At 58.5% G+C, this 26,060-nt stretch carries 24 protein-coding genes and 1 pseudogene; 10 read left to right on the top strand and 15 right to left on the bottom strand.

All coding sequences use genetic code 11. The features are described 5' to 3' along the window. Positions 1–45 precede the first annotated feature (45 nt). The 4 genes from AC1RWI_RS10000 to AC1RWI_RS09985 form a co-directional block, all read right to left on the bottom strand. Positions 46–1,035, bottom strand: a complete 990-nt coding sequence (locus AC1RWI_RS10000; RefSeq protein WP_492866051.1) for a Bug family tripartite tricarboxylate transporter substrate binding protein — start codon at positions 1,033–1,035, stop codon at positions 46–48. 72 nt (positions 1,036–1,107) lie between these two features. Then, the gene (locus tag AC1RWI_RS09995) at positions 1,108–2,535 is read right to left on the bottom strand and encodes an FAD-binding protein (protein ID WP_492866049.1); all 1,428 of its coding nucleotides are present in this window, start codon (positions 2,533–2,535) and stop codon (positions 1,108–1,110) included. Positions 2,536–2,547: 12 nt separating this feature from the next. Then, complete coding sequence (locus tag AC1RWI_RS09990) at positions 2,548–2,769, bottom strand: hypothetical protein (RefSeq protein ID WP_492866047.1); 222 nt, start codon at positions 2,767–2,769, stop codon at positions 2,548–2,550. A 33-nt stretch (positions 2,770–2,802) separates the two neighbouring features. Beyond that, the gene (locus tag AC1RWI_RS09985) at positions 2,803–3,924 is read right to left on the bottom strand and encodes a CaiB/BaiF CoA transferase family protein (protein WP_492866045.1); all 1,122 of its coding nucleotides are present in this window, start codon (positions 3,922–3,924) and stop codon (positions 2,803–2,805) included. A 62-nt stretch (positions 3,925–3,986) separates the two neighbouring features. Here AC1RWI_RS09985 and AC1RWI_RS09980 point away from each other — a divergent pair, with 62 nt between their 5' ends. Then, positions 3,987–5,162: a CaiB/BaiF CoA transferase family protein gene (locus AC1RWI_RS09980; protein WP_492866043.1), complete on the top strand. Its 1,176-nt coding sequence runs from the start codon at positions 3,987–3,989 to the stop codon at positions 5,160–5,162. A 320-nt stretch (positions 5,163–5,482) separates the two neighbouring features. Here AC1RWI_RS09980 and AC1RWI_RS09975 read toward each other — a convergent pair whose 3' ends face one another. The 3 genes from AC1RWI_RS09975 to AC1RWI_RS09965 all read right to left on the bottom strand — a co-directional run bounded on the left by AC1RWI_RS09975 (position 5,483) and on the right by AC1RWI_RS09965 (position 7,981). Next, positions 5,483–6,871, bottom strand: coding sequence for an aldehyde dehydrogenase family protein (locus tag AC1RWI_RS09975; RefSeq protein ID WP_492866041.1), 1,389 nt, complete (start codon positions 6,869–6,871; stop codon positions 5,483–5,485). Between the two features lie 238 nt (positions 6,872–7,109). Next, positions 7,110–7,628: a zinc-binding dehydrogenase gene (locus AC1RWI_RS09970; protein ID WP_492866039.1), complete on the bottom strand. Its 519-nt coding sequence runs from the start codon at positions 7,626–7,628 to the stop codon at positions 7,110–7,112. Beyond that, positions 7,604–7,981 (bottom strand): alcohol dehydrogenase catalytic domain-containing protein, encoded by a 378-nt coding sequence (locus AC1RWI_RS09965; protein WP_492866037.1) that lies wholly within the window; start codon positions 7,979–7,981, stop codon positions 7,604–7,606. The genes AC1RWI_RS09970 and AC1RWI_RS09965 overlap by 25 nt, the downstream gene beginning before the upstream one ends. Before the next feature lie 264 nt (positions 7,982–8,245). Here AC1RWI_RS09965 and AC1RWI_RS09960 point away from each other — a divergent pair, with 264 nt between their 5' ends. Beyond that, a complete protein-coding gene (locus AC1RWI_RS09960; protein ID WP_492866035.1) occupies positions 8,246–9,331 on the top strand; it encodes a porin in 1,086 nt (361 codons plus the stop codon). A 684-nt stretch (positions 9,332–10,015) separates the two neighbouring features. On the opposite strand, the gene AC1RWI_RS09955 is transcribed toward AC1RWI_RS09960, so the two are convergent. From AC1RWI_RS09955 to AC1RWI_RS09930, 6 genes are all read right to left on the bottom strand, one after another. Further along, positions 10,016–11,155: an acyl-CoA dehydrogenase family protein gene (locus AC1RWI_RS09955; protein WP_492866033.1), complete on the bottom strand. Its 1,140-nt coding sequence runs from the start codon at positions 11,153–11,155 to the stop codon at positions 10,016–10,018. Positions 11,156–11,491: 336 nt separating this feature from the next. Continuing rightward, positions 11,492–12,007, bottom strand: coding sequence for a nuclear transport factor 2 family protein (locus AC1RWI_RS09950; RefSeq protein ID WP_492866031.1), 516 nt, complete (start codon positions 12,005–12,007; stop codon positions 11,492–11,494). 55 nt (positions 12,008–12,062) lie between these two features. Further along, a complete protein-coding gene (locus tag AC1RWI_RS09945) occupies positions 12,063–13,346 on the bottom strand; it encodes a spinster family MFS transporter (RefSeq protein WP_492866029.1) in 1,284 nt (427 codons plus the stop codon). A gap of 121 nt (positions 13,347–13,467) precedes the next feature. Next, entirely contained in the window at positions 13,468–14,409 is a 942-nt protein-coding gene (locus AC1RWI_RS09940; protein WP_492866027.1) for a cupin domain-containing protein, read from the bottom strand. 14 nt (positions 14,410–14,423) lie between these two features. Continuing rightward, positions 14,424–15,329: a fumarylacetoacetate hydrolase family protein gene (locus AC1RWI_RS09935; protein WP_492866025.1), complete on the bottom strand. Its 906-nt coding sequence runs from the start codon at positions 15,327–15,329 to the stop codon at positions 14,424–14,426. After that, positions 15,330–17,006 (bottom strand): FAD-dependent oxidoreductase, encoded by a 1,677-nt coding sequence (locus AC1RWI_RS09930; RefSeq protein WP_492866023.1) that lies wholly within the window; start codon positions 17,004–17,006, stop codon positions 15,330–15,332. It lies immediately after the preceding gene. Positions 17,007–17,412: 406 nt separating this feature from the next. Here AC1RWI_RS09930 and AC1RWI_RS09925 point away from each other — a divergent pair, with 406 nt between their 5' ends. From AC1RWI_RS09925 to AC1RWI_RS09895, 7 genes are all read left to right on the top strand, one after another. Then, positions 17,413–18,375, top strand: a complete 963-nt coding sequence (locus AC1RWI_RS09925; protein WP_492866021.1) for a Bug family tripartite tricarboxylate transporter substrate binding protein — start codon at positions 17,413–17,415, stop codon at positions 18,373–18,375. A gap of 177 nt (positions 18,376–18,552) precedes the next feature. Continuing rightward, positions 18,553–19,293, top strand: coding sequence for a FadR/GntR family transcriptional regulator (locus AC1RWI_RS09920; protein ID WP_492866019.1), 741 nt, complete (start codon positions 18,553–18,555; stop codon positions 19,291–19,293). A 182-nt stretch (positions 19,294–19,475) separates the two neighbouring features. Then, positions 19,476–20,288, top strand: coding sequence for an SDR family NAD(P)-dependent oxidoreductase (locus tag AC1RWI_RS09915; protein WP_492866017.1), 813 nt, complete (start codon positions 19,476–19,478; stop codon positions 20,286–20,288). A 26-nt stretch (positions 20,289–20,314) separates the two neighbouring features. Next, positions 20,315–21,517, top strand: coding sequence for a cytochrome P450 (locus tag AC1RWI_RS09910; protein WP_492866015.1), 1,203 nt, complete (start codon positions 20,315–20,317; stop codon positions 21,515–21,517). Between the two features lie 23 nt (positions 21,518–21,540). Next, positions 21,541–21,735, top strand: coding sequence for a ferredoxin (locus AC1RWI_RS09905; protein WP_492866013.1), 195 nt, complete (start codon positions 21,541–21,543; stop codon positions 21,733–21,735). A gap of 33 nt (positions 21,736–21,768) precedes the next feature. Further along, complete coding sequence (locus AC1RWI_RS09900) at positions 21,769–23,034, top strand: CaiB/BaiF CoA transferase family protein (RefSeq protein WP_492866011.1); 1,266 nt, start codon at positions 21,769–21,771, stop codon at positions 23,032–23,034. Between the two features lie 54 nt (positions 23,035–23,088). Then, the gene (locus tag AC1RWI_RS09895) at positions 23,089–24,270 is read left to right on the top strand and encodes an NAD(P)/FAD-dependent oxidoreductase (RefSeq protein WP_492866009.1); all 1,182 of its coding nucleotides are present in this window, start codon (positions 23,089–23,091) and stop codon (positions 24,268–24,270) included. Here the strand turns inward: AC1RWI_RS09895 and AC1RWI_RS09890 are convergent. Both AC1RWI_RS09890 and AC1RWI_RS09885 read right to left on the bottom strand, forming a co-directional pair. Beyond that, positions 24,236–24,568 carry a 2Fe-2S iron-sulfur cluster-binding protein gene (locus tag AC1RWI_RS09890; RefSeq protein WP_492866078.1) on the bottom strand — a complete coding sequence of 111 codons (333 nt, stop codon included), beginning with the start codon at positions 24,566–24,568 and terminating at the stop codon, positions 24,236–24,238. The two genes, AC1RWI_RS09895 and AC1RWI_RS09890, sit on opposite strands and share 35 nt — an antisense overlap. A gap of 91 nt (positions 24,569–24,659) precedes the next feature. Then, positions 24,660–24,794: a hypothetical protein gene (locus tag AC1RWI_RS09885; protein ID WP_492866007.1), complete on the bottom strand. Its 135-nt coding sequence runs from the start codon at positions 24,792–24,794 to the stop codon at positions 24,660–24,662. Positions 24,795–25,169: 375 nt separating this feature from the next. Between AC1RWI_RS09885 and AC1RWI_RS09880 the strand changes: the two are divergent. After that, positions 25,170–25,778 (top strand): annotated as a pseudogene (locus AC1RWI_RS09880) (DUF3363 domain-containing protein); the annotation flags it as partial. Between the last annotated feature and the right edge of the window lie 282 nt (positions 25,779–26,060).

Raw genomic sequence — 26,060 nt, 5'->3', positions numbered from 1 at the left:
ACACAGCCAAGCCTGCATTCACGCAGGCTTGGCGCAACTATCGACTCAATCAATCTCAATCTTCGAAGTCCGGGCGATATTTGTCCAATGGTTCAACTCGGTCTTGATACGAGCTTTGAACTCTGCCGGAGTAACGATGATCGGTACAAGCCCAGCGGCAAGCATCTCGGCCTGCGCATCGGGGCGACGCATGGCGTCATTTAGCACTTTGTTTAGTCGCGCCACCAACTCAGGCGACATGCCAGCAGGGCCCACCAGACCAAGCCAACTACCCATCTCGAAGCCTCGAACAGTGCTCGACACCATTCGGTTCTCACCATCAATCAATGGGCTGCTACCCGCGGCTGTGGATCCCAGCAGCTTAAGCTTGTGGGCTTTCACGTGCGGCATTGCCACACTTGGCGTCATAAAGTACACGTCCAGGCGATCCGCGAGAAGGTCAGTGACGGCAGGCGAGTCCCCCTTGTAAGGCACATGATTCATCGACGTACCGGTCAGTTTGGAAAACCATTCCCCGGCAAGGTGATTAGTTGAGCCAAGCCCTGCGGAACCGTAGGAAACTTGCCCCGGATGCTTCTTTGCGTAGTCGATCAACTCAGCCGTGTTATCGGCCGGAAAGGAAGGGCGAGCCACGAGCGCATAGGGATACCAACCGACGATCGCGATCGGTGCAAAGTCCTGCAGAGGCTGATAGCCAGCGTTGCGCTTAACTGCTGGCGTTATCGTCATGGAACCGGCTGAAGCCATCATCAGCGTGTAGCCATCCGCCTTGCTGTTCTTCAGGCTTTGGATCGATACCAGCCCATTGGCGCCTACCTTGTTGTCCACCACGAACGATTGCTTCAGTTCCTGGCTTAGCCACTTTGCTGCAAGGCGTGCCGCAGCGTCTGTGGACCCGCCGGGTGCAAATCCACAGAGCACTCGAACGGGTGCAGTGGGATACTGCTGCACCGACTGTTGGGCCGAAGCCTTGGTAATGGCACCATTCATTGCCACCGCCGTACAGATTGCGGGGACCAATCTCTTTAGTTTCATCGCATTGTCTCCTTTATGAACTGGGGTCTCAGATGGGCGCCCTTGTATCCGCGAAGTCCTGTTTCTCTCGTCTCACGGAGTTGATCTCCTGGCTGCAATATGCTCCGCAGCACGTAGTGCCGTGACGGCGGCCTTGACTAGGCCGCCGGCATAACCATTACTTGCATAGCCCTCCAGGCCGCCACTCGTGCTACCCGCGGCATAGAGCCCGGGAATCTCGCCGCCTTTGCGGCGCTGCACGCGGCTGTGGATGTCGATCTGGGGACCACCCATCGTGTAAGTAATGCCGGCCACAGCCGGCAGCGCAACAAATGGTGCTTCTGCAATCGGCATCGCCGGATATGCCGCGCTGGAGCGCGACGGGCTAAGCTCGGCGAGCGTCCCGTTAGCCAAGGCCGTGTTGTACCGCTCTACCTCCGCCGCCAATCCGTTCGGATCGATGCCGGCCTTTACCGCCAGTTCACGAATGCTTCCCGCGAGAAGTACCGAGCCTCCCCCCTTCTCCAGCATGGGGTTTACGGGTAGGTAGCCTGAACTGGCCGCGCTGGCCTTGCCTTCCCAACCGTTCTTGTCGCAGATAATCGTCACTCCCGCTGGATCCGCGGACCGCGCGACGGCGGCGGCAGCGTAAATGCCTCCGCGTCCCTCGTCGACCACACGCTTGCCAGAACCATCCACAAGCATGTACCGACAAGCGACCTCGTCGAGGGATGGATAGGGCCAAAGTGCGTCCTTGACTAGGGCATCACGAGAATGCAGATGGCCGTAGAGCCCCGATAAATCGGACGTAGCAGCGCCAGCACGCACGGCCATGGCCAGCCCTGCGCCGACGCCCGTACCGGCATTCCGTTGGAGAAGACGCTCTGGGCGAGGAGCAATCCAATTCTTTAGGGCTTCCGGATTGGATTGAAACCCACCGTCGGCCAACACCACGGCAGATGCTGGCATCGAGAAAGGCCTGTTTTCCAAGGCGAGCGTACCAGTGACACCGGTGCAACTACCTTCATCAATAGTTAGATCGACCACTGTGTGGCCGCGGCGCAGTTCACCCCCAAGAAGAAGCAGGCGCGCTTCAAGCGTTCGCAATAGCACGTCCCCAGCGCGCCCTTCCCATTGCCGCCCCAATTGCATCGGCGCCACTGGCGCCAACAAGTGTGTATGGTGCGGCCAGGCCGGGTCGTTCCGACTAACAAAGCGGCCACCTTGCTGCTGAAGCCATGAGATCGAACGACTCACGTCACCTGCGATCGTGCGCACCAACTCTGGGTCGACACACGGGTCGAGCACGGTCTGAGCCTTGCTGTACAGCGCCTCAGGTTCTGCACGCGGTGCGGTCATGCAAAAATGAAACACGCCCGACGAGATCCTCGTATTGCACAGGTAACGTTCTTCTGTCCCCTGTTCGAGTACGACGACAGGCAGGCCAAGCTCAGCAGCTCTGACCCCCGCCACAAGTCCCGCCAAACCGCCTCCAACTACAACAACTTTGTGAGGATTCATAGCTAGTTTTCCTCAGCGCGGGATTAACGTGTCGGACACTACTTCCATCAGCTCAGCTCCTAACCGAACGATGCCACTCACGAGCAAAACAATGCCTGCCACGATAGCGACGTTCTCAATTCGCTCAGATCGGATCACTGCATAGATGATTGCCAAGCATCCCAGAGTTAGTACCACCCAGGATGCCGCGCGGCCGCACTGGGAAAACAACTTGATTGCCGGATATGTCTTCATTGCTCCTCCTTAATACTGTTGTTGGCGGTCACGTCACAGATAGGTATGCAACACCTCTTCCGTGTGTTCCCCAAGCGCCGGCGAATGACCGTCCGGAACGATTGCAGCAGCGGAGAGTTTGAAAGGCTGATTGGCGACCAAAAACTCGCCTGCCCTATCACGTACAGTCGAAAGTGTTTGCCGGAACGCGAGTTGCGGGTCCAGAATTGCCTGCGCCACCGTCTGGTAGCGCGCCACAGGTACTCCGGCTTGCGAGAACACCGCTAGACACTCTTCTGTCGTACGCGACGAAGTCCACAGTTCGATTGTTGAGAAAACTTCATCCCAATGCTCGGCTCGGCTGGATTGCGTCGCGAACTTCGGATTGCTACGCCACTCAGGCAGTGCAATAGCTTCAAACGCCGATTCAAAGTTCTTGCCGGTAATGAGCGCGAGCATGATGAAACCGTCGCTGGTGGCGATAGGCTTGTAGGTGTTCCTGCGTTTGCCAGTTGGAAACTGCGCTTCCTGAATCTCGTAGGGGAGCATGCTTAGCATGCAGTCCATTAGAGACACGTCGACGTGCTGACCCGCGCCAGTTCGCTCTCGATCAAACAATGCAGTCAGGACGCCGGAGAGGGCGTAGACCCCGGATAAGAAGTCGGCAGTGAAGATACCGACGTTCGACGGGCGAGCCTGCCGATCCTGGTAAGCCATATGAGCTAAATCCATTCCGCATGCCGCATGGATCGTCATCGCGAACGCTGGGCGCTGGGCGCCTGGCCCTTCTTGACCATATCCGGAAATGGAGCAATAGATCAAACGTGGATTGTCTTCGCGAATCGAACTGTAATCCAGCCCGAGCCGGCGCATTACACCAGGGCGGCCGTTCTCGATGACGATATCGGCCCTACACGCCAATGCACGAGCCGCCGCACGCTGCTCGGAGTCTTTCAGGTCCAGCACAACGCTCTTCTTGCCCACGTTGACATGCCCGAAATAGCTACTCGCCCCGTCGCGGTGCGGCGGCATGCTGCGCATATTGTCCCCACCGGGAGGTTCGATCTTGATCACCTCCGCCCCCATATCCGCGAGGGCGCGGGTACAGAATGGACCAGCCATATGCATGCTGAAGTCCACCACGGTGATGCCCTCAAGCGGCTTTCTCTGCGACATGTACTCTCTCCGTTAAAATCTTATAGGTCCAATGGTAGGATCATTGTACGATAGAGTCAATCATGATGACCAACCAAGGAATGAGAACGGCAATGGGACCACTTGTAGGATTCAAAGTCATTGAGATGGCCAGTGTTGGCCCAGTACCTATGTGCGGCATGTTGTTGGCGGACATGGGGGCAGAAGTCATCCGCGTGGACCGCACGATCGAAGCCGAATTGGGCGTGCACAGGGATCCGAACTTTGAAATCACGGGCCGAGGCAAGCGTTCGGTGGCACTGAACCTCAAGCATCCGGAAGGCAAAGCCAGTGCCATGAAGCTCATCGAACAGGCCGACGTCCTGATCGAAGGCTATCGCCCTGGCGTGATGGAGAATCTCGGGCTGGGCCCAACGCCGTGCCTAGCGTCCAACCCCCGGTTGGTCTACGGCCGGCTTACAGGATGGGGCCAAGACGGCCCTCTGGCGGCGGCGGCTGGTCACGACATGAATTTCGTCGCTCTTACGGGCGCGCTACATGCAATCGGTACGGCAGGGGGCCCTCCTGTGGCACCACTGAACTTAGTAGGCGATTTCGCGGGCGGATCGCTCTTCATGGCGCTAGGTGTCTTATCCGCACTATTGGAGCGACAGGTCTCAGGGACCGGGCAGGTGGTCGACGCCGCGATTATCGATGGCGTCTCCACACTGCTGGCCTCGGTACACGGACAAGCCTCAGCAGGGACTTGGCTGGCCAATCGCGGAGAACACGTTATTGGCGGAGCCGCGCCATGGAACACAGTCTATGAGACCCTTGACGGTGAGTACGTCACTATCTGTGGTATCGAGAGCCGCTTCTTCAGTCTGCTGCTGGACAAACTTGGCATCGAGTCCGAGTCCCTTCCGAACCGACACGACAGAAAATGTTGGCCCGCGCTACAAAAGACATTCAGTGAGATTTTCCGCTCCCGCACCCGCGCAGAATGGTGTGATCTCCTCGAAGGATCTGATTGCTGCTTTGCGCCAGTGCTGTCCATTCACGAATCGCGTTTGCATCCTCACGTTGTCGCACGTGAGATGTTCTGCAAAGTAAACGATGTTGAACAACCACGCCCGGCGCCGCGGTTCAGCCGATCGCACCCTGCCATAGTCAGTCCCCCTGTGCAGCATGCCGGCCAGCATTCCGACGAAATTCTGCGAGAGCATGGCCTCTCGGACGACGACATTCACACGCTGCATGCGATCGGAGCGGTTTCTTAAGTACCCCCGTTGTGTTCGGCCGATCAACGTGGCTGCAGTGATACGGCTGCGCCAGAATCGCCTTCACCTCGAGCGATTCCAGCGCAGCCAAAGCGGGCTCGACTTATCTCTGCTTCGTAGACAAAGCTTCGCGCAACAGTGGTGCGGCTTGATAAACGAAACGCTTCCCCCGAAACAACGATACGCACTAGCGCACGAGCAGTCGTAAGGCGTGGGCAACCTAGCGCAAATTCCGGGCATCGAACGGAATGCGATCGCGTGCCGTCAAAGCCTTCAGTGCGATGGCTAGTGGGAAGCCCACTAGCCTCGGGGCATGATTATTACATCGCTCGAGGCATATCCTTAGCGACATTGACGATCTGCCGTTGCATAACCTCTTTGAGGCCCTCGATGCCGTTCTCACAACCAATTCCAGATTGGCGTGCGCCGCCGAAGGGAACGTCCGACGGTAGATCCAGGTGCCTATTGACCCAGACTGTACCCGTCGCAAGTCGCTCGGCGATCTCGATGCCACGACGATAGTCCGAGGTCCACACGGTCGCACCAAGTCCGAAGACAGAGTCATTGGCACGGCGCACGACCTCGTCAACATCGTCGAATGCAAGTAGAGGTAGTACCGGACCGAACTGTTCTTCGCGCACAATCGTTGGTGCGATGAAATAGCCTTCGCGATCAAGAGCGAACCCGCCAGCGACGATACGACCGTCCGACTTACACCTATCGATCATTCCCAGCACCTTCTCGTACTGGATACGGTTCTGGAGCGGACCAATTTCAGTTTCTGGCGCCATGCCATCCCCGACCCTTGCCTGTTCCGCGCATTTTCCTAACGCGTCACAAAAGCTGTCGTACAGACTGCGGTGCACATAGGCACGCTTCGCGGCCAGACAAACCTGCCCGGCGTTTAGCATCGCTGCTTGAAACACCCTACGCGCTACAACCTCGACACCGGCATCATCCAACACGATGGCGGCGTCGTTTCCGCCCAACTCGAGAGTGATTCGTTTAAGGGTACCGGCCGCGCTCTGCATAACCTTCTTTCCGGTTTCGGTCGAGCCTGTAAACCCAATCTTGGCCACATCCGGATGCGCGGTAAGGTTCGCACCGAGATCGTTCGAATCAACGATGACATTGAATACCCCAGGAGGTAGCAATTTGGCAACCACCTCTCCCAGTAGGCAAGTCGTCAATGGCGTGGTTGGAGCTGGCTTTGCCACGAGTGTATTTCCAGCAGCGAGCCCCGGCGCCATCTTGCTAATAAGTAAGCTGAATGGAAAATTCCACGGCGTAATGGCTGCCAGAACGCCCAACGGTCGATGAATCTCCACGATCCTCTCCGCATCGGTTTCCCGTAGAACAACCGGGTCGACTCTCACCTGCGCGAAGTATCGAAGGCGCGCCACTGCTGATCTGATTTCTCCGTATGCTTGCGCAAGCGGCTTGCCCTGCTCCAAGGTCAGCAGCCGAGCGAAGTCGTCTTCACGACGAATGATTTCGTCCGCCAGCGATTCCAGGTATGCACCTCGCTCCTTCGATTCCAATCGCGACCAGGAAGCTTGGCTGCGCCGCGCAGCCTCGACAGCATCATTCAGCTGCTTTACATCAGCACGGGAACACGTTGCAAACACGTTAGCCGTTGCTGGGTTGATCACGTCAAGTTTCCCGGCACCGTCCACTAGCTTGCCTTCTACCAAAAGCTTAAATTCCATCGGTCCAATCTCCGAGATTCCGTGACCAGTCTTTAGAAAGATGTAATCACACTGCGTGCGATTCTTCCTGATTTCAGCTCGTTGTACGCTGCATTGATATCTCGAATGTTTATTTCGCGCGAAACGAGTTCATCGAGGCGGATGCGCCCTTGCCGGTACAGTTCGGCATACATGGGAGTGTCACGCTTGATGTTCGTTGATCCCATGTACACGCCCTTAATCGTTACTTGCCGGCGAATCAGATCTGCGTGCACCTCAAGCCGGGTTTCGGCAGCCCAATCACGTACATTCCGCCGCCCTTCCGAGTCATTTTGATTGTTTGCTTGAGCGTGCTTCGCAGTCCTACAACCTCGAACACGTGGTCGACGCCGCCCTGGACCAAAGCATTCACGGCTTCAACAGCATCACCTCGACCCGCATCAACAAAGTCCGTAGCACCGAATTGCTTCGCGAGCACCTCCTTTTCTGGCCGCGTGTCGATGGCAATGATGCGAGCCGCCCCAACCAAGAGGGCACCGGAAACAACATTCAGACCGACACCTCCGATGCCAATAACGGCAACGCTATCTCCAGGACGGACGCCCGCCGTATTAATTGCGGCACCGACCCCCGTGATGACGCCGCACCCCAGCAGCGAGGCGACAGCAAAAGGCATGTCCGTGGGAACGCGTGCGAGTTGATGAGAATGAACGAGCGCGCATTCGGCGAATGCCGAGACGCCGAATACCTGCGTCAGCGGTCGATTGGCACGGAGCAAGCGCGGAGCCTGATCCGTTGCTCTGAGCGTTTCTTCGGGACTGTCGCAAAGCCATGTGCTGCCACCAACGCAGTGCATACAATGGCCGCAGTATTGCACCAGGGATCCAACAACATGGTCCCCAACCGAAAATCCTTTACATCCGGACCGACGCTGAGAACTACACCAGCCAGTTCATGACCGAGTACTGCGGGCAACGGGATGCCGTAGTCGTTCTCCGCCAGATGCAAGTCGGAATGGCACAAGCCTGCGGCCCTGACTTCTACCAACACCTCACTGGCGCGTGGCCCACCGAGCTGCACGTCTTCGATATCGAAGCCACCAGCAACGGCGTTCAGTACAGCTGCCTTCATGCTGCCTTCTCCTTGTTGTCTTCCTATTGATAGATCGACAAGCTATATCACATTTATTGGTAGGACCATTGGGGTTTACTTCCAATTTAAGCAACAACAAGCCAATCCCGCACCACACAAAAGATGCGAGCTAAACTCCTGCGACGCCTCACTGAAGTCACGGCATCTGCCACCTAGTGTTTACACTGCTTGGTCCTACCATTCTTCCATAGGATAATTCTCCATCCGCGGCCAACGCGGTACATCTCAAAAATGGGGAGACGAATGAAACGAACAGCTTTGGTCTTGGCCTGTGGTGCAATGTGCGCAGGCTCTGCAATGGCGCAGTCCTCCGTCACGCTATTCGGCGTGGTGGACAACGGCATCGAATTTGCGAATCACCAGGCCGGTGGCGGCAATAGCGTGACAAGGCTTGACTCAGGCGGTTTGTCCGGCCCTCGCTGGGGAATTCGCGGCGTGGAGGACATCGGCCAAGGACTCAAGGCCATCTTCCTGCTCGACAGCGGCTTCGCGAACGATACGGGCGTCCTAAGCTACGCAGGCCGCCTGTTTGGACGCTCGGCATACCTAGGCTTGCAAAATGCTTGGGGCAGCGTCTATCTCGGCCGCCAGCAAAATCTGATCTTTGACATGGCCGGCAACTTCGACCCCATGGTCCTAGCGCCCCGCTACTCCATCGTGATTCAGGATGCAGCGTTTACCGGGCGCTCCGACAACGCCATCAAGTACACGGGCACATTTGGTGGTCTGGGCGTATCTGCCATGTACAGCTTTGGCGCAGACAGCACCACTGTGAATGGCAGCGAAGTCCCAGGCAACAGCAAACTTGGGCGGCAGTATGGATTCAACCTGACATACTCAACAGGCCCCGTCAGCTTCGGAACTGCATACGATGAAGTCAGCACCGGCACGCTCACCACGAATCCCGATGCGAAGACGCGGCGCGCGGTTGTGGCTGCCACCTATGCCTTCACGGATGGCAAGGCTTATGTAGGCTATCGCTGGGCCAATGCCCTGGATGGCGCAACGCTAGCGGGTGCGCAACCAGGTGCCGTACAACGATCGAACCTCTGGTGGACAGGTCTTGCGTGGCAGGTAACGCCGGCCGTGTCCTTGACTGGCGCCGCCTACTATCAGGATTTTGCGAAAAGCAGCTCCGATGCATGGCTCTTTGTCGCGTCAGCAGACTATACGTTCTCCAAACGCACTGACGTCTACCTCAATGTCGGCTACACGAAGAACAAGGGCGCGGCCAACCTCGGCCTTGTTCCAGGCACCTCGGGATTCGGCACCACAACCGTTGGAGCCAGCCAGCTAGGCGTCATTGCCGGTCTGCGTCATAAGTTCTGATTGCGACGCGCCTGCACCGGTAGGCGTGGCATGCAAAATAAGAAAGGGCGCCTGAGGCGCCCTTTCCACTTTTTCAGGCAAAAATAATCCGGTACGCGACCAAAGTAGTTGCAGCACGCCTAATACTTACTGAGCAAGGCTTACATTCGCGCGATCACTCGGCATTCAATAGCCGCACCACCTCAGGTCCAATACCAACCCACGTGCAACAGCGTGGCAAACCAGACCGAAATATCGGGGAAGACCACGCCTTTCGGCATGCAGCACAGCCTGGCCGCAGGGGTCGACCCGCCCCTGATTCCGCCGTTCACGCTCAAGCGATCGCTCGCCTTTGCGTAGGTTGCCGATTGGTAACGTGCAGCGCATCCTGCATGCAAAGGCCAGATCGCGAAGATTCAAACGGTACGACTCACTCTCTTCCACCACAAATGCGGATGCGCCAGGTCCGCCTTGACTTCAAGCGATTCCGGTGCAGCCGAAAGCAGGCTCGACACGTCTCAGTTTCGTAGACGGGCAGCGCCTCAGAAAGCATCGCATTGTTGCTTGCCAAGGCTCCTTGCCGAGAATTTAAAGATCGTTGAGCAACACCTCTCCTGCAATAAATTCCATAGCCAAGTCCGGAACTTTACTCAACAGGGGGTGCGGCTTGATGACCCGATTTCCTCAGGAAACGGGTCTACTACGTTACAACTTGCGTGAGATCAGGTCACGCATCACTTCGCTAGTACCGCCATAGATTCGGTTGACGCGCGCGTCAACGAACGAACGCGCGACGGGGTACTCCAGCATATAGCCGTAGCCACCGTGCAACTGAACCATCTCATCAAGCGCCTTTCCAAGCGTCTCCGTGGCGAACAACTTGGCAACTGCTGCTTCTTCCAGCGTCAAGCGTCGACGCAAATTCTCGCTAACGTAGTGGTCAACCATCAAGCGAACGGCGATAGCTTGCGCTTTAATGTCTGCCAGCTTGAATTTGGTGTTCTGGAAATCCCAAACTGTTTGGTTGAAGGCCTTTCGCTCTTTCACATAGGTCAGAGTATGCTCAAGGCAAGCCTCCATGCAGGCAGCGGCGCCCACGGCGATGGACAGGCGCTCTTGCGGAAGTTCGCTAATCAGGTAGCCGAACCCCTTACCCTCCTCTCCCAGCAAGTTGGCTACAGGGACGCGCACGTTGTCGAAGAAAAGCTCGGCGGTATCTTGTGCGTGTCGACCAATCTTCTCCAGTTTCCCGCCACGGCGGAACCCTTCGCGCGCGGACTCCACCACGATGAGGCTCACGCCCCGCGAGCCTGCTGAAGGATCCGTCTTGCACACCATGATGATGAGATCGGCGTTCAGCCCATTGCTGATGAAGGTCTTGCTCCCGTTGATTATGTATTCGTCCCCGTCTCGAACGGCGGTAGTCCGTACAGCCTTAAGGTCGCTGCCACTGCCGGGCTCGGTCATTGCGATGGCGAGGATGTATTCACCCGAGCACACCTTTGGAAGCCAGCGCTGCTTCTGTTCCTCATTGGCGATACGCGCGATGTATGGCGCGATGATATCCGAGTGGGCAGTAAAGCCGAGGGCGTTAAGCCCGAGGCGGTTGATCTCTTCGTTTAGGACCGTCGAGTGGCCGAAATCTCCCCCGCCTCCGCCATATTCAACTGGCAAGGTAACGCACAACAGACCTTCGCGCCCGGCCTTCAGCCAAGTCTCGCGGTCGACCTTGCCGGCCTTGTCCCATTCGACCTGCTTCGGCACGCATTCCTTCTCAAGGAAACGGCGTACAGTACTGCGAAACATTTCGTGATCATCGCGAAAGATGGTGCGGCTGATTTCCATGTGTCTTTCCAGTCTTAGCTAATAATCGTTAAAAATGATTTCATGAGGGGATACGCTGGTGAGTAGTGAAACAGACCCTTGCCAGGCAATAGTCAGGTTCCCCTCTTGGCAGCAGAACAAACGCAAGCTAGCGCCAAGCAAGCGGCATCCCTGCCAAATCGCAAGGTTGACTACTTGCCTCAGCATTGGTCTCATTCCAGGCACGCCGGGATTTGGAACCACGATGGCAGGCGCCAATCACTTGGGCGTAGTGACCGACTCTGCTAGATCAGGTCGGCATTCAGTCACAACAAAGGATGCCGAGGCGCCCTTTGTTCAACCTCTTCAGAGTAGGACTCAAACAGTTTCTATCTTGATGCCGTTAGCGATCGGACGGTCAAACGCGTAGGCCGAGATGATGGGATTCAGATATTCCCTGACATGGCTGACCCGCCCGCCCTCAACATCGAAGCGAAATACGTACCGATTGCGATAGTCCTTGCCATTCGGCATCGTCATGTTGCCACGTTGTTCGATGAACAATCGACTTCCGTCACCCAGAATCGACAGCTCAACATCTTCCGGCCCCGCATTCTTGATGCCCGACCCTGACATACCGCGCCAGAACTCCACAACGGCATCACGCCCCAGGTACTGACGATAACGTCCCTGTTCGGTGGATCCCGTTTCGCTAAATGGCATTTCGTAGACCACGTCGTCTGTCACCGCGGCGGCAAGCGCGCCCATGTCACCTGCGGCTACCGCCTTCAAGAATGTCTTGACTGCGTTCTTTGCAGTACGGCGCGCCTCCCACGAGTCAAAAGGATCCTCGTCGTTCCGAAGCAGTTCACCCAGGCTCTTTGCCTTACTCATACTTGATCTCCAAAATTCCGAGTGCTCGCGCCAATCGCGGACACTCCTACCCAACTCAACTTGCCGCGGCGCCGACTTCCGTGCCCTCCGTCACGGACACGTTGTGGAGGCGCTTTGCACCGGCCTCCGCAAAGCACCAGTAGCCGATTGCCATCAGACCGATGACTCCAAGAATCGAGAGCATCGAGTACCGCACTGCCTCCGCGCCATAGATAGGCGCGAGCGCGTCGTTAAGCGTACCCACCGCCAGGGGACCAAGGCCCAGACCAATCAGAACCATGCTCGCCGTGATCAATGCCGAAGCTCGAGCTCGCGTCTGATTGGTGGCCATACGCAACGCAAGAGCGTAGGTGGGCGTGTACCAAGCACAAAGCAGAAAGGTGAGTACGAACAAACTCCAGATGCACAACGTCACGTCCTGCAGGAACAGGAACGCAAAGCCAAATGGGATGGCCACCAAGCTGCCGATGGACGCAACCCGTGCGTACCACCACACACTCCGTTCGGCGAGCTTGTCGGCGATATGGCCGGTTGCCAGATGACCGAGCGCCGTCCCAAGACCAGTCGCCAGGCCCAGCTTCCAGCCAATCTCGGCCGTCTGAAGATGATGCACACGCAACAAGAACGCCGGCGACCAGGTTAGCGTCGCGTAGACGGCAACGCCCCCCAAGGCCGCGAGTGCCATCAGGGCAGCAAAAAGCGGCTCCTTCATCAACTGCAGGGCACTGGAACGGGTGCCGTCTTCAGCATGCCGGACTGGCTCGGCCACCGTGAATCGCAGGAGGAGTGCCAGTGCCACCCCTGGCAGCCCAACTACAAAGAAGGTCATCCGCCAGCCGTAGTGTTGGTTCATCCAGCCTCCCAGATAGAGGCCGGCTGCGATACCCCCCGCGCCCGCAGCCATCAGGATCCCAAACACCGTTGCCCGCTTCGCTGGAGGATAGAGATCCGAGAGCATCGAATGCGAGATGGGCATGGCCGCCGATTCGGAGGCCGCCACGCTGGCTCGCGCGATGGCGAGTTGCAGGTAGCTTTGAGCCAGCCCACATACCGCGGTCATCGCGCTCCACACGCCCAGCGCCCACGCCAGGACGTTGCGACGGACCCCGCGGTCCGCCCACCGCGCCAGTGGCATGCTGCCAAGGACGTAAGAGATGGAAAATGTGGTTCCTGTCAGCAGCCCCATTGCGGCATCGCTAACGCCGAAATCCCGCTTCACGGAATCCAGGAGAATGACCAGGATCTGGCGATCGATGTAGTTGAATAGTGCTACGCCACACAGAATAAAGAACGCGTAGCGCGTGTATCGATGCCCTGTATTCTTTTGAGGGTCTGTCACGATGTTGTCTCCGGTGTTGTCGGGACCAAAAAGACCGGTGACGTCCTACCACGTCACCGGAAATGGAACATTCCCCGACTATAGTTTTGTGTCTGTTGAGCGCCGTGACGCGCTCCGGGATTTAAGCTTTCGCGGGGGGCTCCCCATGAAATCCCAATGCCGAGAACAAAGGCTCATCGCTCACGCGAATCAACCTCGCCGTATCCGACAGCGCCGCGTAGCTGTAGTCATGCCAACCTGGCACGACAATGACGTCCCCGCGTGAGAGATCGGCCTTGGGCAAACCGGCCACGTCGAATCCAACCTCCCCCTCCATGACAACGAAGATGCTGCTGTCTCGCCGGGAGCGCATCACGCGGGAATCCCCGCGGGAGATGCCGATGGCCTGGATGCCGATGGTCTGGTAGAAGCCTGTCGCCACATCGGACGTCCCTTTCTCCCGTGCGTCGCGCGCCAGGTCGGCACCCTTGAAGCGAAGAACGGAATCGGGTTCATGACCAATGACAGGCTCGTTGCGCTCCGGATAATCCTGGAAGAACATGTTCTCCAGGTGCTGGACGAGCGGTACGTCAAGAATGTCAATCCAGAATGCTGGCTCGTCGCCGGCGTTGGAATGCCCGTGCCAATTCCATGAGGGCGTCAGCACAACGTCACCTGGCGCAACGTCGACCTTCACACCGTTCACGACGGTGTAGGTGCTTCCGCCCGCATCCAGGATGATTCGCAACGCGTTCGGCGTGTGCCGATGCGATCGTGCGGTCTCACCAGGCAGTACCAACTGGAAAGCCGCAACGAGGTTTCTGGACGTCGGATAAATGTTCTCCGGCACGGGGTTGACCATGATCAGATTCCGGCGCTCCGCAAACTCCGGAGAAACGAAATCACACGCACGGTCGAGGGCTGCGCGAGCGTCTGCATAGCGCCAGATCGCCGGCACATAATGAGGCCGCGGCTCCGACCACATCTGCGGACGCTTCTTCGCCCAACCCGGCGAAAGCGCCTTCTGCTCCAACGCCTCGAAGTATCCTGCCGGGGCTTCAAGTGCCGATTGAGGGGAACTCATGGCTTGGCCTCCGTTCAGGCAACGAGCGCAGTCTTGCTCGCACTCCAGACGGAATGCGCGCCGATCTTGCCCTGCTTTACCGGAAGCGACATGGCGCCGACGCCTTCGATCGAGATCTCGACGATGTCGCCATCTTTCACCGGGCCGACGCCAGCCGGTGTGCCCGTTGCAATGATGTCACCGGGCTCCAAGGTGGTGACCGCGGAGGACATCGCAATCATCTCCGGAATCGACACGATCAGGTCCCGCGTGTTCGCGGTCTGTTTGACTTCGCCGTTCACCTTGAGCGACAGGCGAATGTTCTCGAGATCGGGTACTTCGTCTGCGGTCGTGATCCACGGCCCGATCGGGCAAAACGTGTCGAACGATTTGCGCATCACGCGCTCTTCCGCTCCACGCACCACCATGTCAAGCAAGCAGGTAAAGCCAAAGATGTACGGACGAGAATCGTTCGGATCAATGCCACGGCCACGCTTGCCTATGATGATGCCCAATTCACACTCGTGATGCACCTCTCGATCCTCGAGGGGCGGCAGCACGATGGGGTCAGCCGGCCCGCTCAGGCTGGAGTTGGCCTTCAGGAAGAAGCCCTGTCCACTCGCCTTGAACGTCGAGATGACACCGCTGCGCCCAGCTTTTCCCATCTCATCGATGTGCGCACTGTAGTTGGCGGGAAAGGCAATGACCTTGTTCGGCCAGCGGACTGGCGCATCAAGGCGCACGCTCGACAGCTGTTGTGCGACTCCCTTGGTCAACGCGGTTTCAAGCTGGCTTTGCAGCGCCTCGAATTCGGCAATGAAGCGCACCATGCCGATGGGCGGCCAGAAGTCCGGCGAGATCCCCGACAGTTCCGTGATATCGATGACTTCCTGGTCACGAACGACGCCGATGCGACCATTGTTGAACGATACAAACTTCATTTAAGCGGCCTCCTGCTTCATTTTTTTGGTTTCGATTTCCGAGGCGTCAAAGCCAGTGACCTTGGCCAAGATGGTTGCGGCATTGGCCGGCTCAGCATCTGCACGCCATGCCACGTGGCCGTCGGGTCGGACCAGCACGAGAGCCGTGCCATACAGTGCTCGAGCGGCCTCGTTTTCGATGTCAATGACCTGGAGCGGCACCTTTCGTTGTGCGGCCGCCTGCATGAGACGATCCGCGGAAACCTTCTGATCGAATCGCAACAGCACGAATCCCTTTCCGAACAGGTCGAGCATGGACTTGTCTTCCGTCAGCCACACGTGCGGAGCTCGGTGACCCGGGCGAGCCACTTGCTCATAAGTGCTGACCGTGTCGTCCGGCTCCGGGGTACCATCCGGCACGACGATGGGCGAGTCCTCGTAGCGATAGCCAAGATGGATCCCGATCGTGTACCACTCCCGCTTCATCATGGCCGTGTAGGCATCGCCGAATTCCTTGCGTGCGTGATCTCCGGCCTCACCCGGCTCGAAGACTTGCGCGTTCAGCTTCTGACGTGGCGTCAGCATGAGCTTGAGGTTGTTGGTCGCTTCCGTAACGTTGCGGATGGATACCGGGCGGCGTTCGATTTCGTACGATTTGAGGAGGTCAGGGCCACCCCAGCCTTCGACCATGGCCTGGAGCTTCCACCCGAGATCCACCGCATCCTGGATGCCCATGTTCATGCCAAAACCACCGGTCGGCGACGTGAGGTGGGCCGCATCGCCCCCAATCAGCACGCGCGACGTGCCGAAGCTGTCGGCGACGAGCTGGCGACGGATCCACGGCATGATGGAGATGATCTTGAACTTGAAGTCCTTTCGGCCGACCGCCCGATAGAAGGCTTCGGTAACATCATCCTCGTTCAACGTGCGCATGTTGCCATCGCCCACGATGGAGAAGCGCCACCAGTTGCGGCCGTTGATTGCGACCACCGTGCCCCAGGTGCCCTCCGGCCCGATGAAGATGTAGCGATAGCCGGGCGCCTTGTCATGCAGAGCTTCCAGACCTTCGCACTCGATGATGGCGTTCGTCGTGTAGGTCAGCGCCGGTTCACCGCTCATCTTGATGCCAAGCGCCTGCCGGACACTGCTTGCCCCGCCATCGCAGCCAACGAGATATTGGCATTCCAGCGTCTCTTGTTCGCCTGTACGCAGGTTGCGCAGCGTCAGCGTCACGCCGTCGGCGTGCTCCTCGTGGGAGACATAGTCCGTTTCGTAGCGAATCTCAACATTCCCTGTGCTTTTCGCAAAACGCGAGAGCACGGGATCGAAGAAGTTCTGCGGGCAACGTTCACGTTTCTGAGGACTTTGCTCAGGCTTTGGCTCATCGCGTACGGACGGGAAATGCTCGCGGCCAAATTCGTAACCGCCGTGCAGTTGGGAAACCCAGGCATAGTCCTGGGAATAGTCGCGGTTGTATCCTGCGTTCTCAACCCAGTCGACGATGCCCCAGCGACGGCAGAATTCCATTGTCCGCACGCCGACCATATCCATCCGCGGCTGGAAGACAGAACCATCGCCACGTTCAATCAGGACGGCGGGGATTCCCCGCCAGCCCAGGTCACCAACCAGCGCAAGGCCAACTGGGCCACCGCCAACGACCACCACCGGCGCCTGTTTGCGCGATGCACTATTTGTCATGCCAACTCTCCTCCAAAACTCGATGCACTAGGTTCAGGTGTGTGTCTTCCCGACGGCTACGCCATGGCGCTGCCGCTCACGGTCGACGTCAGACTTTCATTTGCGATTTCGCGGCAATGCGGCTAGGGTGTGCTCGCATGAACGGACCAGGACACCGCGCAGAGAATCACGCACTCTCCCAACCACTTCAGACCGCTGGTCAGCGCCACCCCAAGTCGCGCCGCTTTGATTTGTCTCCGAGCCATCGCCTGTCTCCGGTTCGATTGCTTCACGTCTCAGCGGGACCTCGAGCCTCGAGCTTCCACGCCGCCTTGTTTAATTTCGGTCAATGGTAGTACCATTGTGTCAATCTGACAAGAGCACGACAAAGCTGGAAGTGGCTGTCGTCAACAACATGGAGACCCAAATGTTCAGGAAACTTGCGATCGGCTTGACGCTTGCTGGAGCGGGAGTGGCGCATGCGGCCTACCCAGATCAGCCCGTTACGGTGGTAGTGCCATTCCCTGCGGGCGGTGGCGTGGATGTGCTGATGCGCCAAGTGGCTGCAGTACTCAGCGAAAAGTGGCACCAACCCGTCATCGTCGTGAATAAGGTGGGCGCTGGCTCGACAATTGGCGCCACCTTCGTCGCACGCGCCCGCCCGGATGGCTACACGCTGCTGGCCACCGTGAACCAGACGATGACGGGGAATCGATATCTCTATCACTCTCTCGCGTATGACCCGGATCGCAGCTTCGCGCCCATCACAATGATGGTGAAATCGGACCAACTGGTCGTAGCCAATCCTCAGTTGCCTGCGCACAGCCTGGCCGAGTTCGTCAAACTCGCACGCAGCAAGAACGGCATCGCACTGAACTACGGCTCGTATGGAAACGGAAGCCTGCCCCATTTGCTGTTCGGCACGTTGAATCACCGCGAGCACATCGGGATTGCTCACATCCCGTACAACGGCATCGCGCCAAGCGTGACCGCCCTGTTAGGGGGCGAAGTCCAGGTGGGCTTGGGCAGTTCCGCGGTTCTGAATCCCTTTATTCAGGCCGGTCGGCTCCGCCCTTTGGCAGTGACTGGCGATAAACGCCTGCCCGGCTACCCCAATGTGCCAACGGTCGCAGAACAGGGCTTTCCCTATGCCCGGATGTCCATCTGGTATGGACTGTTCGCACCGCGAGACACGCCGCCGGCAATCGTGAAAGAAGTGGGCGACCAGGTTCGCGCGATCCTTAAGGATCCCACGTTCGCCGCCCGGCACCTGACGCCGACCGGGCTGCAGTTGGTGGCGAGTGCCGGCTCCGAACTCACCAGCGCCATTCAGGCAGAAAGCAAGAGTACGGAAGAGATGGTGAAGGCCGCCGGAATCGTGCCGGAATAGCCCTTTGCTCTAGGACCCTCCGCCAAAGATCGTCAAACTTTGCAATGGTAGAATGGTCTGCCATTAACATTGCTTGGGCCGTGTGGGCGGGCTGCCTGCCATCAAGGCGATCCAATGACTGTAGACGGAATACGTCCTTCGGGAGGGATGATGCTAAAAAAGGAAAAATCAGACACCATGTTCGAGGTCGTTCAAACATCCCGTGCTTTCGAAGAGGTCATGGCTCAGTTGCGCCGCCTTGTGGTCGAGGGGCACCTTCGTCCTGGAGACCGGCTGCCTTCCGAGCGTGACCTGGCCATCAAGCTGGGCGTCGGACGCAATACAATCCGTGAAGCGATCCGCGGCCTCGAAATGGCCGGCGTGCTCGAGCTGCACAAAGGGGCACATGGTGGCGCCTTCCTGGTTGCGCCGGACGGAACGACCGTATCGACGGCCTTCCAAGACATGTTCCAGCTCGGCTCGGTGACCCCGATGCAACTGACCGAGGCGCGCCTGCATTTCACGGCCTCCATTGTTCCCGTCGCTTGCGAGCGATGCACCGAACAGGTCATTGCTGAACTGGAGAAAAACATTGAGGACGCACGCAAGGCCGGGCGTGCCGGAGACTACGAGCGCCGCTCGCGGATCAACCTTCAGTTCCACAAAATTCTGGCGCGCTCAACTGGCAATCCCATCTTCGTTGCCGTGATGGACGGCTTGGTAGCAGTGATGGAGCACTTCATTGACACCATTGGGCCGCCTCGTAGCGATGACGTGTTTGAGTCACGCGTAAGGTTCATCAGCTATCTGCGGGATCGAGATCCCAAGCGGGCCACCAAAGAAATGGAGGACTACCTCAAGAGCGTCCATAACGACTACTTGTCGCGCTTTGAGGCTCCGAAACCACGTGCGCGCCGCAAAGCCGCGGCCGGGGCGTAAACTACGCATCACTCGGTCGTCCACTGAAGCAAGGGAGGAAACTCCCTCTCTTGACTTTCAATGGTAGTACCATTAAACTTCGTTCTAATCCGCGACTAAGATCGCGAGCGTCAAATCCTCCCCTGTAGCAACGGCAGAATTTGGCGCCAATATTTTTCTAACATTGGTACTACCATTATACCATGGAGACAAAACAAACTTTCTCGGCAGAGGGCATGATTGCCGTCGTCACCGGCGGCGGGAGCGGCATCGGCCGAGCCTTCTGCGAAGTGCTGGCCGCAGCTGGCGCGCGCCATGTCGTCGTCGCTGATATCAATCATGAGAATGCCACATCCGTCGCGGCTGAAATCAACGCGCGACATCTGGGGAAGGCCATCGCCGTTGCCCTCGATGTCAGCAGTGAGGAAGCCGTAAGCGGCCTGATCACACGCATTCGCCAGGAAATCGGCGAGATCGACTTCTGGTTCTCGAACGCGGGTATCAACGTTGGCAGCGGCATTGGCAGCGCGCTGGATTGGCAGCGCAGCATCGGCGTCAACGTTCTGGGACATGTGCATGCCGCGCGAGCATTGATGCCTGGCATGCAAGCACGCCAACGCGGCTGGTTCGTAATGATGGCGTCGGCGGCCGGTCTTCTCTCCGATTTCCGGACAGCACCGTACACCGCCACCAAGCATGCCGCTGTCGCATTCGCCGAATGGCTTGCTATCACGACCAGTGGGACAGGCGTGTCCGTTCATTGCGTTTGCCCCGAAGGCGTACGCACCGCCATGACAAAGGCGGACAGCCTGAACGCAGCCAAAGGCATGACCTTCCTTGAACCTGAAGAGGTTGCGCGCTTCACGCTGGATCGCGTTGGCGCCGGCGAGTTCCTGATCCTGCCGCACCCACGGGTTGCCGAATTTGAGCAACGCCGCGCCTCAGACCGAAGCCGCTGGATCGCAAGCAGGGGCAAAGCCTATCAGCGCACCGTTCCCCCCCAAACAACGCACTAACACGAATTGACCAAGAAGGAGACGAAATGACTACCTCCACAACCGAACTGCGCTACCCGATGCAACGGGGATGCCCGTTTCACCCGCCCGAAGAATATCAGCGACTGCGACGCGAGGAGCCGTTTGCTCGCGTCCGCCTCTGGGACGGCACGCAGCCCTACCTGCTGACCAAATTTGACGACATCAAAGTGGTTCTGGCACATCCCCAGTTCAGCTGCGAGCCGAACCGCGAGGGCTTTCCGCACGTCTACGAAGGCCGCAAGGCCGCGGACGTCGCAGATCGCTCCTTCCTGCGTATCGACAACCCTGAGCACGACCGCCTGCGTCGCATGGTGACGAAGGAATTTACGGTCAAGAAAGTCAATGACCTCAAGCCGATGATTCAGGAGACGGTCGACCGTCTGATTGACCGCTATACCAGCCTGCCGCAAGGCGCAGACTTTGTGGAGCATTTCTCCGGCCCGCTGCCGACCGAGATCATTACGCACCTGCTCGGCATTCCGTTCGAAGATCACGATTTCTTCCACGAGGCCACGCAGATCCAGTTCGGCAACCGCTCGACGCCCGAACAAGTGCGCACGTCGCTGAAAGAGCTCTTTGCGTACCTCGACAAGCTCATCACCAAGAAGCAGCAAGAGCCTCTGAACGACGTCATCAGCCGCCTGGTCGAGGAGCAACTCAACCCCGGCAATGTTGATCGCGACACGCTGCTGAACATCGTCCGCCTGCTGCTCAGCGCTGGCCATCAGACCACGCAAAACATGACGGCCCTCGGTGTGCTCACGCTCCTTCAGCATCCGGACGAGCTGAACCGCATCAAGGCGGACCCCGACCTCATTCCGAATGCGGTCGAAGAACTCCTGCGCTACTCGAGCGTCCTGCATACCGGTGCACGTCGTGTTGCACTGGAAGACATCGACGTCAATGGGCATGTGGTCAAGGCCGGAGAGGGCGTCATCTGTTCCATCCCTGCAGCAAACCGAGACGAGGAACTCTTTCCCAATCCCGATGCATTCGACGTGGGTCGAGATGCTGCACGCCATGTCGCTTTCGGCTACGGCGTACATCAGTGCCTGGGGCAAGTGCTGGCGCGCGCAGAGCTTCAGATCGTGTACGGCACCCTTTTCAAACGACTGCCGAACCTGCGCTTGGCTGTTCCCTTTGAACAGCTCCGCTTCCGCCACGACATGTTTGTCTACGGCGTCCACGAACTGCCCCTCGCCTGGTAAATCAATTCTCGGAGTCAACCATCATGCGCGTCATCATCGACAAATCCCGCTGCATCGCCGCCGGCCAATGCGTTCTCAAGTCCCCGAAGGTCTTCGACCAAAGTGAAGAAGACGGCATCGTGATCCTGCTCAACGAAAATCCGCCGGAAGATCTGCGCGAGTCCGTGGTTCTCGCAGCGCGCGTCTGCCCCGCCGAAGCCATCAAAGTCGAAGACTAAGCAGTTGCCACTTAGAAGTAATTCTGAAGGTTCATGATGAAAAGCGACCCCCAACAGAACTCTCCAGGTCAAGGCGCACCGCTGGCGCTCTCAGGAGTTCGCGTACTCGATCTCACCCAATGGGAGGCGGGTTCGACCTGCGCGACCGCTCTTGCCTTCCTTGGCGCAGAGGTTGTCAAGATCGAACGGCCACAAGGTGGCGATCCGGCCCGAATCGCCTCCATGGACAGCCCGGATGCTGACTCGTTGTACTTCCTGGTACTGAACGTCAACAAGAAGGGCGTCACGCTGAATCTTGCGAAGCCAGAAGGCAAGGCTCTCCTGCGCGAACTCATCAAGAAGAGCGATGTACTTCTTGAGAACTTCGCGCCAGGCACTATCGAGCGACTGGGCTTCGGCTACGAAGCGGTTCGCGAACTGAATCCAGCCATCGTCTATGGTTCGATTCAGGGATTCAGTGATCAGAGTCCATATCGCGACTTCCGCTGTTTCGATGCCATCGCCCAGTCGATGGGTGGCGCCGTCGCCATCACTGGTGTCAGCGACGGCCCGCCGCTGAAGCCCGGCCCGACCTTCGCCGATACCGGAACTGGCATCTACCTGGCTACAGGCATCGTTGCCGCGTTGTACCAGCGCCAGGCCACAGGTCTCGGTCAGCACGTGAAAGTTGCCATGCAGGAAGCAACGCTCACGTTCTCCCGCATGTCCATCGCCCGTCAACAGGTTACCGGTTCTCCCGCCGAACGCGTTGGTAACGCCTCTCCCAGCAGCAGCTCGGCACCGTCGGCGCTGTATGCGTGCAAGGGAGGCGGTGCTAACGACTTCTGTTTCATCTACACGGCACGCGACAACATCACCGGAAACCAGCAATGGAACGCGCTGCTCAAGGTGATCGGCCGGGAAGATCTGATCGACGACCCTCGCTACAACACCCCTTCGGAGCGGTTCAACCGCAAAGAAGAGGTTGACGCCATCATCGCTCCCTGGATGGCGGAACAGGACAAGCGCAAAGCCATGGCACTGCTGAACAATGCAGGTGTGCCGGCCGGTGCGGTCCTCGACAGCGCGGATCTGATTAATGACCCATCGCTACGGGCGACCGGGATTCTCACCGAGGTCGAGCACCCCGTTCGGGGTCCCGTCGTATTGCCGGGCTGGCCCGTGCGGATGTCTTGCTCACCAACACCTGTCGTGAAGTGCCCGCCGCTGTTAGGCGAACACACTGATGAGATTCTGAGCGAAGTCATCGGGATGTCCAGCGAGGCACTGAAGCAGAACCGCGAGAGCGGCATCATCTGACCGATTCGCCGTGCATAGTTGCGCTACGCACGGCGTTGTCTTAGGACATAATTCATGAGCAATTCAGTCATCATCATCGGCGCCTCAATCGCAGGCGTTGGCGCGGCAACTGAGCTACGCGAATGCGGTTATGAAGGTACGATCACGCTGGTGGATGCCCAGCCGCATCTTCCTTACGACCGTCCCGCCCTGTCCAAGGCGTTCCTTACCGGAGAGGCCCACACCGAATCGGTACGTCTGCACGACGAAGAGGCGTATCGGAAGCACGGGATCGAACTGCGCCTCGGTGAAACCATTTCACAGGTAGATGGGTCGACACGGACCGTACGCTTCGCGTCGGGCGAGTCGATTTCTGCCACGCACCTGATTATTGCGACCGGAGCCCGTGCCCGTCCTTTCCCTAGCGCGCCAGAGGGCGTCCTGACCATCCGCGAGCTCGCCGATGCGCTAACCCTTACTAATGCCCTGCGCACAGCCAAGCATGTGGCAGTGGTCGGTGGGGGATTCATCGGTGCAGAGGTGGCATCCAGTGCCCGAAAGCTGGGTCTGGCCGCCTCCATCTACGAAGCAGACGCTCTTCCCTTCATTCGCATTCTCGGCCGCGACGTTGGTGAACGAATGGCTACGCTGCACCGTTCCTCAGGCGTTACGCTCAAGACCGGTGCGCGCGTGCAGCAGATTCTGAAGCCAGTTGGGGAACCGTATCAGCTCCATCTTGCCGACGACTCCGTCGACACGGCAGACATTGTGGTGGCAGGACTCGGTGCGTTGCCGAATACCGAGCTTCTCGCCAACTCTGGCATCGAAGTTCGAGATGGCATCGTGTGTGACAGCTTTGGGCAGACGAATTGCCTCAATGTGTACGCCGCTGGCGACGTCGCAAACTGGGCTCAAAAAGACGGGACCTGGGGCAAGCGCGACGAGCACTGGACCTCCGCGCGAGAACAAGCTCGCATTGTTGCCCATCATATTACGGGCCGCGAGTACTCACGCTGGGATGAGTATGTGCCCTACTTCTGGTCCGACATGCACGGCAAACGCATTCAAGCACTCGGTAGTCCTCAAGACGCCGACGAATGCAAGTTCGTTCACGACGATCTGGAAAAGGGCTCCTTCCTGGTCGAGTATCGCCATCAAGGCAGGCTTGTCGGTGTGGCCGGTTGCAATGCCGCAGTACGACTGATGAAGTATCGGCAGGTCCTCATTGACGCGAGAAACACCCTACTACCTGCCTGATCCGGTAAGGACGTATCTTAGGATCTCCACTTCCTGCCCCGCATTGAACGCTCCAAAGGCTGTGAACTCGGTCAGTGCAGGGCCTTTTTTGGAATTCGATAACAGCAGGTTCGTGAACGCGGGAGACGCAGCACAGCACTGCGCCATCTTCGCGTTCATCGTTGGGCAAGACGCTTGGATCGTAGTCGTCCAGCTCGGGCGAGCCAGATACGCAGTTGGCTGCGCAGGTACCACACTGCCCATTCGAGCAATCGGTTAGAAGCAGTTGACTTGCACTGAATCCGCACCCCCAACACATGCTGGGGATGAAGGATTTCCTGGAACGGTCCATCCGTGGGTACCGCTCCCGCGTTGCAGCCAAAGCCGACCATCGCCGCCAGGACGTCATGTCAATCGCGGCCGTCGCAGCCGATCGCCATCGAATATTCCAGGCGGTGGTCGTACTGGTAGATGCCGCCGTGCTCGAGGCAGTCGGAAGAACGCCACGCATCGAAGAAAAGCGCGACCACCGCAGCAATACGCACGTAGTTTCAGAGACTTTTTTTCGCCAAGAGGTAGGAAGATGGCGTCCATTGTTGAAGATCGCCATTCGTGCGAGCCGCGCTCATCATTCATGCTAGCGTAGCCCTTTCACGCTCAGCATTCATGCGACTGTAGCTTTTCAATGCGAACCAACGTTCCTGTGGGACGTTGCGCACGCTTCGCGAAGCAACTGCGATTTTGGCGAGTTCGACGTAGTCTCACGAATGCTGAGCATCCATGGCCTTGACGTTGCCTTTCAGCAACTGTCGAAAAGCGTACTTACGGAACGAATTCGCTTAGAAATCAAAGTGTTTTGGCAATGTGATTGGTCTTACACATTGTGTACATCGCTCGCACGATCCCTGTTCCTCAACAACCGCGCCGATCACCACCTGGCCATCGAACAGGGCCGGGCCAAGGAGAGACGCGACCCGCAGGAAGTCGTCGCCGCTCACGTTCGGCGGCTAGAGGCACTGCGTCGGGCCGGCATCGTGGCGCGCATTTCCGAAGGGCTATGGAAGGTGCCGGACGACCTGGCCGAGCGTGGCCGCCGGTACGATGCGCAGCGCCTGGGCGGCGTGGCCGTAGAGCTGAAATCGCACCTGCCCATCGAGCGGCAGGCCCGCGTCATCGGCGCGACTTGGCTTGACCAGCAACTAATCTGCCGCGGCCGAGGACTTGGCGACCTGGGCTTTGGCGGCGATGCCAAGCAGGCCATGCAGCAGCGCGCCGACTTCCTCGAAGAACTGGGGCTGGCGCAGCGGCGCGGGCAGCGCGTGATCCTGGCGCGCAACCTGCTAGGCACGCGGCGCAATCGGGAGCTAGCGCAAGCCGCCAAGGACATCGCCGCCGAAACCGGCTTGGAGCATCGCCCGATGGCGGACGGGCAGCGCGTGGCCGGCATCTACCGACGTTCCGTCATGCTCGCCAGCGGCCGATACGCGATGCTCGATGACAGCATGGGATTCAGCATGGTGCCGTGGCGGCAATGGCCGCAGTCAGGTGCCGAGAGGGGCCTGATCGTTCGCCGGCGTGGGCGGGTCGATGAAGCTTGGCTTGGCGCTGCATATCGGCGTCGTGTGCATAAGCGGGCGGCCGCTGAACACACTTTGGGTCCTCCCTGTTACCCTACTGCGTCACCTCGGTGCGGACTCGACATCGAGGTTCCCTACCTTGCGTCGCTGCGATCGCTGTATACGCACGCGCATTCTGCCGAGCCATCAGCATCTGGCCTGCGAGACCGCTGGGTTCCGCTGGACCAGCGAACC

This window comes from Cupriavidus sp. MPR-AND1C, from assembly GCF_058809705.1.
Note: the sequence above shows the minus strand (reverse complement) of the source record. Positions and strands in the feature narration are given on the sequence as shown.

Coding starts and splice junctions, on each gene's coding strand:
- AC1RWI_RS09995 (WP_492866049.1), bottom strand. CDS start 2,535: ATGAATCCTCACAAAGTTGTTGTAGTTGGAGGCGGTTTGGCGGGACTT.
- AC1RWI_RS09920 (WP_492866019.1), top strand. CDS start 18,553: ATGTTCGAGGTCGTTCAAACATCCCGTGCTTTCGAAGAGGTCATGGCT.
- AC1RWI_RS10000 (WP_492866051.1), bottom strand. CDS start 1,035: ATGAAACTAAAGAGATTGGTCCCCGCAATCTGTACGGCGGTGGCAATG.
- AC1RWI_RS09935 (WP_492866025.1), bottom strand. CDS start 15,329: ATGAAGTTTGTATCGTTCAACAATGGTCGCATCGGCGTCGTTCGTGAC.
- AC1RWI_RS09910 (WP_492866015.1), top strand. CDS start 20,315: ATGACTACCTCCACAACCGAACTGCGCTACCCGATGCAACGGGGATGC.
- AC1RWI_RS09925 (WP_492866021.1), top strand. CDS start 17,413: ATGTTCAGGAAACTTGCGATCGGCTTGACGCTTGCTGGAGCGGGAGTG.
- AC1RWI_RS09905 (WP_492866013.1), top strand. CDS start 21,541: ATGCGCGTCATCATCGACAAATCCCGCTGCATCGCCGCCGGCCAATGC.
- AC1RWI_RS09960 (WP_492866035.1), top strand. CDS start 8,246: ATGAAACGAACAGCTTTGGTCTTGGCCTGTGGTGCAATGTGCGCAGGC.
- AC1RWI_RS09955 (WP_492866033.1), bottom strand. CDS start 11,155: ATGGAAATCAGCCGCACCATCTTTCGCGATGATCACGAAATGTTTCGC.
- AC1RWI_RS09930 (WP_492866023.1), bottom strand. CDS start 17,006: ATGACAAATAGTGCATCGCGCAAACAGGCGCCGGTGGTGGTCGTTGGC.
- AC1RWI_RS09915 (WP_492866017.1), top strand. CDS start 19,476: ATGGAGACAAAACAAACTTTCTCGGCAGAGGGCATGATTGCCGTCGTC.
- AC1RWI_RS09895 (WP_492866009.1), top strand. CDS start 23,089: ATGAGCAATTCAGTCATCATCATCGGCGCCTCAATCGCAGGCGTTGGC.
- AC1RWI_RS09900 (WP_492866011.1), top strand. CDS start 21,769: ATGATGAAAAGCGACCCCCAACAGAACTCTCCAGGTCAAGGCGCACCG.
- AC1RWI_RS09975 (WP_492866041.1), bottom strand. CDS start 6,871: ATGGAATTTAAGCTTTTGGTAGAAGGCAAGCTAGTGGACGGTGCCGGG.
- AC1RWI_RS09950 (WP_492866031.1), bottom strand. CDS start 12,007: ATGAGTAAGGCAAAGAGCCTGGGTGAACTGCTTCGGAACGACGAGGAT.
- AC1RWI_RS09890 (WP_492866078.1), bottom strand. CDS start 24,568: ATGTGTTGGGGGTGCGGATTCAGTGCAAGTCAACTGCTTCTAACCGAT.
- AC1RWI_RS09940 (WP_492866027.1), bottom strand. CDS start 14,409: ATGAGTTCCCCTCAATCGGCACTTGAAGCCCCGGCAGGATACTTCGAG.
- AC1RWI_RS09985 (WP_492866045.1), bottom strand. CDS start 3,924: ATGTCGCAGAGAAAGCCGCTTGAGGGCATCACCGTGGTGGACTTCAGC.
- AC1RWI_RS09990 (WP_492866047.1), bottom strand. CDS start 2,769: ATGAAGACATATCCGGCAATCAAGTTGTTTTCCCAGTGCGGCCGCGCG.
- AC1RWI_RS09980 (WP_492866043.1), top strand. CDS start 3,987: ATGATGACCAACCAAGGAATGAGAACGGCAATGGGACCACTTGTAGGA.
- AC1RWI_RS09965 (WP_492866037.1), bottom strand. CDS start 7,981: ATGAAGGCAGCTGTACTGAACGCCGTTGCTGGTGGCTTCGATATCGAA.